This window comes from Mesorhizobium sp. M7A.F.Ca.CA.002.04.1.1 (assembly GCF_004022805.1).
Lineage (GTDB): Bacteria > Pseudomonadota > Alphaproteobacteria > Rhizobiales > Rhizobiaceae > Mesorhizobium > Mesorhizobium ciceri.
Genome location: NZ_RZPL01000198.1, coordinates 1 through 6,603, shown reverse-complemented (window position 1 = coordinate 6,603; position 6,603 = coordinate 1). Strand labels below are relative to the sequence as shown.

The following is a 6,603-nucleotide window of genomic DNA, read 5'->3' as shown; positions in this document are numbered from 1 at the left end:
GTGCAAGATCGACCCGTGGTTCCTCGAACAGATCGCCGGCATCGTCGCCATGGAAGCCCGCATCCGCGAGCACGGCATTCCCGAGGATGCCGTCAACCTGCGCATGCTGAAGGCCATGGGTTTCTCCGATGCCCGCCTCGCGTCGCTGACGAAGACCGACGCCGAAGTGATTCAGAAAGCTCGCGAAAAGCTCGACGTTCATCCTGTTTATAAACGCATCGACACTTGTGCGGCCGAGTTCGCCTCGCCCACCGCCTACATGTACTCGACCTATGAAGTGCCGTTCGCCGGCGCGCTGGCCAACGAGGCGCAGGTCTCGTCGCGCAAGAAGGTCGTCATCCTCGGCGGCGGGCCGAACCGCATCGGCCAGGGCATCGAGTTCGACTATTGCTGCTGCCACGCCGCCTTCGCGCTGCGCGACGCCGGCTATGAAGCGATCATGATCAACTGTAACCCGGAGACGGTCTCGACCGACTACGACACCTCGGACCGGCTCTATTTCGAGCCGCTGACGGCCGAAGACGTGCTGGAGATCCTGCGCGCCGAGCAGGCCTCGGGCGAGCTGGTCGGCGTCATCGTCCAGTTCGGCGGCCAGACGCCGCTGAAGCTGGCGGATGCGCTGGAGAAGGCCGGCATCCCCATCCTCGGCACCTCGCCCGACATGATCGATCTCGCCGAAGACCGCGACCGCTTCCAGAAGCTGCTGCACAAGCTCAACCTGAGCCAGCCGAAGAACGGCATCGCCTATTCGGTCGAGCAGGCCCGCCTGGTCGCCGGCGAGCTCGGCTTCCCGCTGGTGGTGCGCCCGTCCTATGTGCTCGGCGGCCGCGCCATGCAGATCATCCATGACGAGGGCATGCTGCAGACCTACCTGCTCGACACCGTGCCCGGCCTGGTGCCGGAGGACATCAAGCAGAAATACCCCAACGACAAGACCGGCCAGATCAACACGCTGCTGGGCAAAAACCCGCTGCTGTTCGACACCTATCTCTCCGGCGCCATCGAGGTCGATGTCGACTGCCTCTGCGACGGCAAGGCGACCTTCGTCTCCGGCATTCTGGAACACATCGAGGAGGCCGGCATCCATTCGGGCGACAGTGCCTGCTCGCTGCCGGTGCACTCGCTGCCTTCCGAACTGGTCGACGAACTGGAGCGCCAGACGGCAGCCCTTGCCCGCGCGCTCAATGTCGGCGGGCTGATGAACGTGCAGTATGCGATCAAGGACGGCACGGTCTATGTGCTGGAGGTCAACCCGCGCGCATCGCGCACCGTGCCCTTCGTCGCCAAGACCATCGGCCGGCCAATTGCCAAGATTGCCGCCCGCATCATGGCCGGCGAGAAGTTGGAAGACGCCTTCGCCCATTACGGCGCCATGCCCGACCCCAGGAACCCCGGCCACATCGCGGTCAAGGAAGCCGTGTTCCCCTTCGCCCGCTTCCCCGGCGTCGACATATTGCTCGGCCCGGAAATGCGCTCGACCGGCGAGGTCATGGGCCTCGACCGCGATTTCGCGCTGGCCTTCGCCAAGAGCCAGCTCGGCGCCGGCGTCGACCTGCCGCGCTCCGGCACGCTGTTCGTCTCGGTGCGCGACGAGGACAAGAAAGGCATCCTGCCGGCGGTGAAGCGCCTGGCCGGCCTCGGCTTCAAGGTGCTGGCCACCTCAGGCACCGCCCGCTTCCTCGCCGAAAACGGCGTCGACGCCCAGAAGATCAACAAAGTGCTGGAAGGCCGCCCCCACATCGAAGACGCCATCCGCAACCGCCAGGTGCAGATCGTCTTCAACACCACGGACGGCCAGAAGGCAGTGTCGGACTCGAAGTCGCTGCGGCGGGCGACGCTGATGCAGAAGGTGCCGTATTATACGACGCTATCGGGCGCGGCTGCGGTGGCGGAAGCGATTGCGGCACTGAAGGCGGGGAGCCTCGAGGTCAGGCCGCTGCAGGAGTATTTTGCGTAAGGATTGGTGAACTGCTGTCGGCAGTTCTCGCTTTCAAATTGCTCGCCGCAGCCAAATGATATCCGGATTATACCAGCATCTAAAATAGTGCACTCCGACGGTTAGTAAAGGGTCGGATACAGTAGACAGCCCCCGAGACGTCACGTACGCTAACAGCCAAAAGGCGGGGGGACCAAAAAATGAATCCAGTAATTCGCGCTCAAGTCAAGGATTACGCAAAATCCACGAGCATCGAGTCGGCAAGTCTTAGTGATCAATTCGAAATTTACTCGATATTTGCGACTCTAATCGGTCTGTTGGCCGAGTCCGCAGATGCCAACGATGTCCATTTGACAGGCACGGAGTTCGGTCTCGACGGAGTCGCAATATTAATACAAGGGGAAGTAGTAAAAACACGGATCGAAGCAGAAGATAAGCTCGCCGCGATCAAAAATCCATCGATTGAGTTTGTTTTCTTTCAGTCGAAAACTAGCCCAAGTTACGACTACGGTGACATTTCCAAATTTTTCGATGCTATAACCAGCTTTTTTGATGGCGATTTGCGAGATGAAAGCCCCCAATTGTCGGACTTAACCGAGGCGATGCTCGCGGTATATGAAGGTGTAGTTGGAAAGAAAAATCCTTCGCTAAAAGCGTTCTACATCGCAACCGGAAATTACGAGGAACCTCGGCGCATTGAGTCTTTGAAGAATACATTCACTCGTCAAATGTCTGAAAAAAACATGTTTGACAGAGACAACCTTGACGTAAGTATCGTTGGAGCTCTTCAGCTACAACAATGGTACCGAGCCGCCACAACATCTGTCGAAGCAGAAATTGAATTTACAAAAGCAGTCGTTATGCCAAAAAATAAGAATGTGGACGAGGCATACGTTGGATATCTCGAGGCCAAACAACTAGTTAAGCTATTTACTTTGTTTGACGATAAATTTAACGCAATCGGCATCAATAAATCGGTTTTCGTTGACAATATTAGAGACTACGATCAAAGATCTAAGATTAACCAAGAAATAAAGGTCTCAGTACTTGAGAGCGGTGGTGATGATTTTGCTTTTAGGAATAACGGCGTTACAGTTGTGTCGAAAAGTATAGACCGCACTGGAGATCGATTCCATCTTGAGGACTATCAAATAGTAAATGGGTGTCAAACGAGCAATATTATATACGAATTGATCTTTGGGGAAAGCAAAGGGGCAGCTGAAGATCTAAATCTAATTGACCATATTGCAGTGCCATTCCGCCTGATTGGGTCGAAGAACGATGACTTCGTCGCATCGATCATTATTGGAACGAATAGGCAGAACCCGGTGAAGGAAGAACAATTCTGGGCGCTGAGGCCATTTTTAAAGAGCCTCGAAGAATACGCCAGATCGGTTGAGCCGGAAGAGATCATATATCTTGAACGGCGCGAAAACCAATATCGTGGCCAGCAGGTCGAGCGCGTTAGGATAATTCAGCCATCTTCGATGATGAAGGCCCTGGCTGCCGCGATTTTCTTCCAGCCCAATCGTGCAGCTCGCGACTATCGGGGAATCATGTCGGAGTATGATAGCAAGATATTTAAGGATGATCATGATGTTAGGATCTATCATGCCTGCTGTTATCTCTACTACCGAATTGAGTTCCTCTGGAGAAACCAGCGTATAGATAATAAATATAAGACGTTCCGATTTTATATCATATGTGCCGTCGGTTTAATTGTGACCCGAGGCAGAGACGTCTTTTCCATGAAAAAATCGGAAATAGAAAAAGTAGCGCAGAATATTATTGCATTGAGCAAGAATGAAGAGGCGCTCAAGGCGGTGGTTTATAGAAGCTCAGCGATATTAGACGACAAACTTAAGCAGTTTGGGACGCAGTCCCAGGAGAGGGTTCGGGACGCCATCCGATCAGAGTCGGTTTCTAACGAATTTAGAGAGATGATCCTGACCCAAGACATTCCTGAGGTGAAAAACTACGTTTCATAAGAGGCTGGCGAGTCGTCATGCTCGTTCCTATACTCTCATCACGCCACCGCCACACACTCGATCTCGATATCGAACTCCATCGGCCACGACGCCACCGGCACAAAACTCCGCGCCGGCGGATTGACGCTGAAATACCTGGCATAAACACGGTTGATGGCGTTGTAGAAGCCGGAATTGACGGCGTAGATACGCACCATCACCACATTGTCGAGCGAAGTGCCGGCCGCTTCCAGGCAATGTTTCAGCGCCTTCAGCGACGCCTCGGTCTGCACCTCGATGTCGCCGCGCACCATCTCGCCGGTCACCATATCCACCGGCGGCGTCGCCGAGATGAACACGAAGCCGTTGGCCTTGACCGCTGTCGAGCAGGGAAGGCCGAGCGCCCGCACCTTGGCGGACATGACCGGCACTTCGATGATTTCTTTTTTCATGGCAGTTCTCCCTGAGTTGCAGGGAGCTTATCCCGGCACGGGCGGAACGCCAGCGCCGTTCTTCCCTTCTCCCCTTGTGGGAGAAGGTGGATCGGCGCGATAGCGCCGAGACGGATGAGGGGTGTTCCAGCGGAGTGAGACGTCGGCGTTCCCTGGAACACCCCTCATCCGTCGCCTTCGGCGACACCTTCTCCCACAGGGGGAGAAGGAAGATGCGGCGCTAGAGAAATCCGATGAACCGTCCGGCGAAAAGCACGGACGTCCACAGCAGTATCGAGAGCACAGCCAGGATGGTGCTGCCGGCCAGATCGTCACCACCTCTGGCGAAGCGCAGGAAGGTGAAAAAATTGACGCCGGCGAGAAGGATGAGTGCCATCTTGGCGAGGAAAACCGGCATCGCCGCATAGGTGCTCGCCTTGACCGAAAACAGCAGCGAGCCTGTGACGAGCGCACCCGCGAATGCACTTAATGCAATGCGGCGCAGCAGCGCGACGAATGCGGCTTGCGGCAGCGAACGGAAAGCGCCGCAGATCCTGAGGTCCATGAGAACGACGCTGGTCAACAGCGCGCCGATCGACATGATGTGGAGCGCATTGACTATGGGATAGGCGACGAAGGAAGCCTTCAGCCACCGCGCCAACGCAAGATGCTCAATGCCGGCGAGGAACTCGGCCATTTACGCCGGCGGCACGCGGTCGGGATAGACATCATATGTCTTGCCGTTGACGATGACGCGCACCGCTTTCATGCGCTTTTCGGTCGCCTCGAGCGAGCGGTTGCCGATCGCGGTCACCTCGTCGCCGACCTTGGCCACCTCCTCCGTGAAGCCGGCGGCGATCGTGCGTGATGGCGGCGCCATCTCCACCCGCCAGGCCTCACCCTCCGCGTCGACATCCAGCGTGGCGTGCGGATTGCCGATATAGATGGCCGTGATCTTGCCCTTGAGTTCGAAAAACCCATCCTGTGTCCACGACCAGCCGTGATGGGCATAGGCCGCGGTGCCGGCGGCAAGCATCACGGCCGCCGTCAGCGCGACGCTGCGAATTGCCTTGAACTGCATCGCTCGTCTCCTCGGTTCATCCCGCAGGCACTTGAGAGTAGGACACGGCGCGGCAACGTCAAATCATATCGAGCGAAAGACTGGACCGCCAAGCGCCCGCCCAATCGCCGGCATGACGCCTTGTTAATGACACCCATGCGCGCCACTCTCTCTTTCCTGGCCGTTCTTCCCCTGGGCTGAAGATCGGACTCCCATCGGAAACGAGGCGAACCATGAGCAGCATGAGAGACCGTCAGGAAGGCTTCGAAAAGAAGTTTGCGATGGACGAGGAAACGAAGTTCAGGGCCATGGCGCGCCGCAACAAGCTGCTCGGCCTGTGGGCCGCCGAAAAGCTCGGCAAATCCGGTGCTGACGCCGACGCCTATGCCAAGGAGGTCGTGCACGCGGATTTCGAAGAGGCAGGCGACAACGATGTGTTCCGCAAGGTCCGCGCCGACTTCGACGCGGCGGGCATCGCCCAGTCGGATGGCCAGATACGCACCGCCATGGAAGAGCTGCTGGTGACCGCGGTCGAGCAGATCAGGTCGACCTGAGCGCCGCTCAGCCTTGATCGGTATAGGGCGTGCCGTGCTTAAGGCACAGGGCCATATTGTGGTGTTGGTTGGCCAAGCGGGCTGGCTTCCATCGTAGCGCTCTACGGCGCCCCCCTCTGTCCTGCCGGGCAGGACAGAGGGGGGCGCCATAGTGAACCGCCCTCACCCCTGATGCGCGGCGGCCAGTTCCTTCACGTGTTTTTCGTGCATCTGCAGCGTCGGCAGGGTTTTCTTGGCGAATTCCTTCATTGCCGGGTCGTCGCCGGATTTCGCATAGCCGCTGAACAGCGCGACGGCTTCCTTATGAGCGTTGGTCTGCATCTCGATGTATTTGGCCTGGAATTGATCGCCGCTGGCGCTCTTCAGCTCATCGAGCATCTTCTGCTCCTTGGGCTGCAGGGCCGGACCGGACGGTGCGGTGGCCGAGGTTGTCTGGCCCTGGGCAAGCGCCGCCTTGAATTCCTCGCCGGCCTTGGTGTGATCGGCGATCATCTGTTTGGCGAACGCCTTGACGTCGGCGTCGGTCGCCTGTTGCTCGGCGAGCTTGCTGGACTGGATCTCGAACTCATTGGCGCTCGGCACCGTCTTGATGAAGGTCGAAGTGTCGACCTTCGTCGTGGCGGCGAGCGGCGTGGTCGTGGCGGTCGTGTTCGAC

The 6,603-nt window shown here is 57.7% G+C and carries 7 protein-coding genes; 3 read left to right on the top strand and 4 right to left on the bottom strand.

Annotated elements, in window-relative coordinates; all coding sequences use genetic code 11:
- A partial coding sequence (carB, locus tag ENZ75_RS35090) for a carbamoyl-phosphate synthase large subunit (RefSeq protein ID WP_127387720.1) occupies positions 1-1,957 on the top strand: 1,957 nt, incomplete at its 5' end.
- Between the two features lie 179 nt (positions 1,958-2,136).
- Complete coding sequence (locus ENZ75_RS12940; RefSeq protein ID WP_063168793.1) at positions 2,137-3,924, top strand: AIPR family protein; 1,788 nt, start codon at positions 2,137-2,139, stop codon at positions 3,922-3,924.
- Positions 3,925-3,962: 38 nt separating this feature from the next.
- On the opposite strand, the gene ENZ75_RS12935 is transcribed toward ENZ75_RS12940, so the two are convergent.
- The 3 genes from ENZ75_RS12935 to ENZ75_RS12925 form a co-directional block, all read right to left on the bottom strand.
- A complete protein-coding gene (locus ENZ75_RS12935) occupies positions 3,963-4,355 on the bottom strand; it encodes a RidA family protein (protein ID WP_027039300.1) in 393 nt (130 codons plus the stop codon).
- Between the two features lie 220 nt (positions 4,356-4,575).
- Positions 4,576-5,031 carry a hypothetical protein gene (locus ENZ75_RS12930; RefSeq protein ID WP_063168794.1) on the bottom strand — a complete coding sequence of 152 codons (456 nt, stop codon included), beginning with the start codon at positions 5,029-5,031 and terminating at the stop codon, positions 4,576-4,578.
- A complete protein-coding gene (locus ENZ75_RS12925) occupies positions 5,032-5,415 on the bottom strand; it encodes a DUF6152 family protein (RefSeq protein WP_063168795.1) in 384 nt (127 codons plus the stop codon).
- Positions 5,416-5,627: 212 nt separating this feature from the next.
- Between ENZ75_RS12925 and ENZ75_RS12920 the strand changes: the two genes are divergently transcribed.
- Positions 5,628-5,948, top strand: coding sequence for a DUF1476 domain-containing protein (locus ENZ75_RS12920; protein ID WP_063168796.1), 321 nt, complete (start codon positions 5,628-5,630; stop codon positions 5,946-5,948).
- A 162-nt stretch (positions 5,949-6,110) separates the two neighbouring features.
- On the opposite strand, the gene ENZ75_RS12915 is transcribed toward ENZ75_RS12920, so the two are convergent.
- A partial coding sequence (locus ENZ75_RS12915; RefSeq protein ID WP_164887802.1) for a DUF4142 domain-containing protein occupies positions 6,111-6,603 on the bottom strand: 493 nt, incomplete at its 5' end.

What these genes read in the sequence shown, in the direction of transcription:
- ENZ75_RS12930 (WP_063168794.1), bottom strand. Translation starts at nt 5,031, where the DNA reads ATGGCCGAGTTCCTCGCCGGCATTGAGCATCTTGCGTTGGCGCGGTGG.
- ENZ75_RS12940 (WP_063168793.1), top strand. Translation starts at nt 2,137, where the DNA reads ATGAATCCAGTAATTCGCGCTCAAGTCAAGGATTACGCAAAATCCACG.
- ENZ75_RS12920 (WP_063168796.1), top strand. Translation starts at nt 5,628, where the DNA reads ATGAGCAGCATGAGAGACCGTCAGGAAGGCTTCGAAAAGAAGTTTGCG.
- ENZ75_RS12935 (WP_027039300.1), bottom strand. Translation starts at nt 4,355, where the DNA reads ATGAAAAAAGAAATCATCGAAGTGCCGGTCATGTCCGCCAAGGTGCGG.
- ENZ75_RS12925 (WP_063168795.1), bottom strand. Translation starts at nt 5,415, where the DNA reads ATGCAGTTCAAGGCAATTCGCAGCGTCGCGCTGACGGCGGCCGTGATG.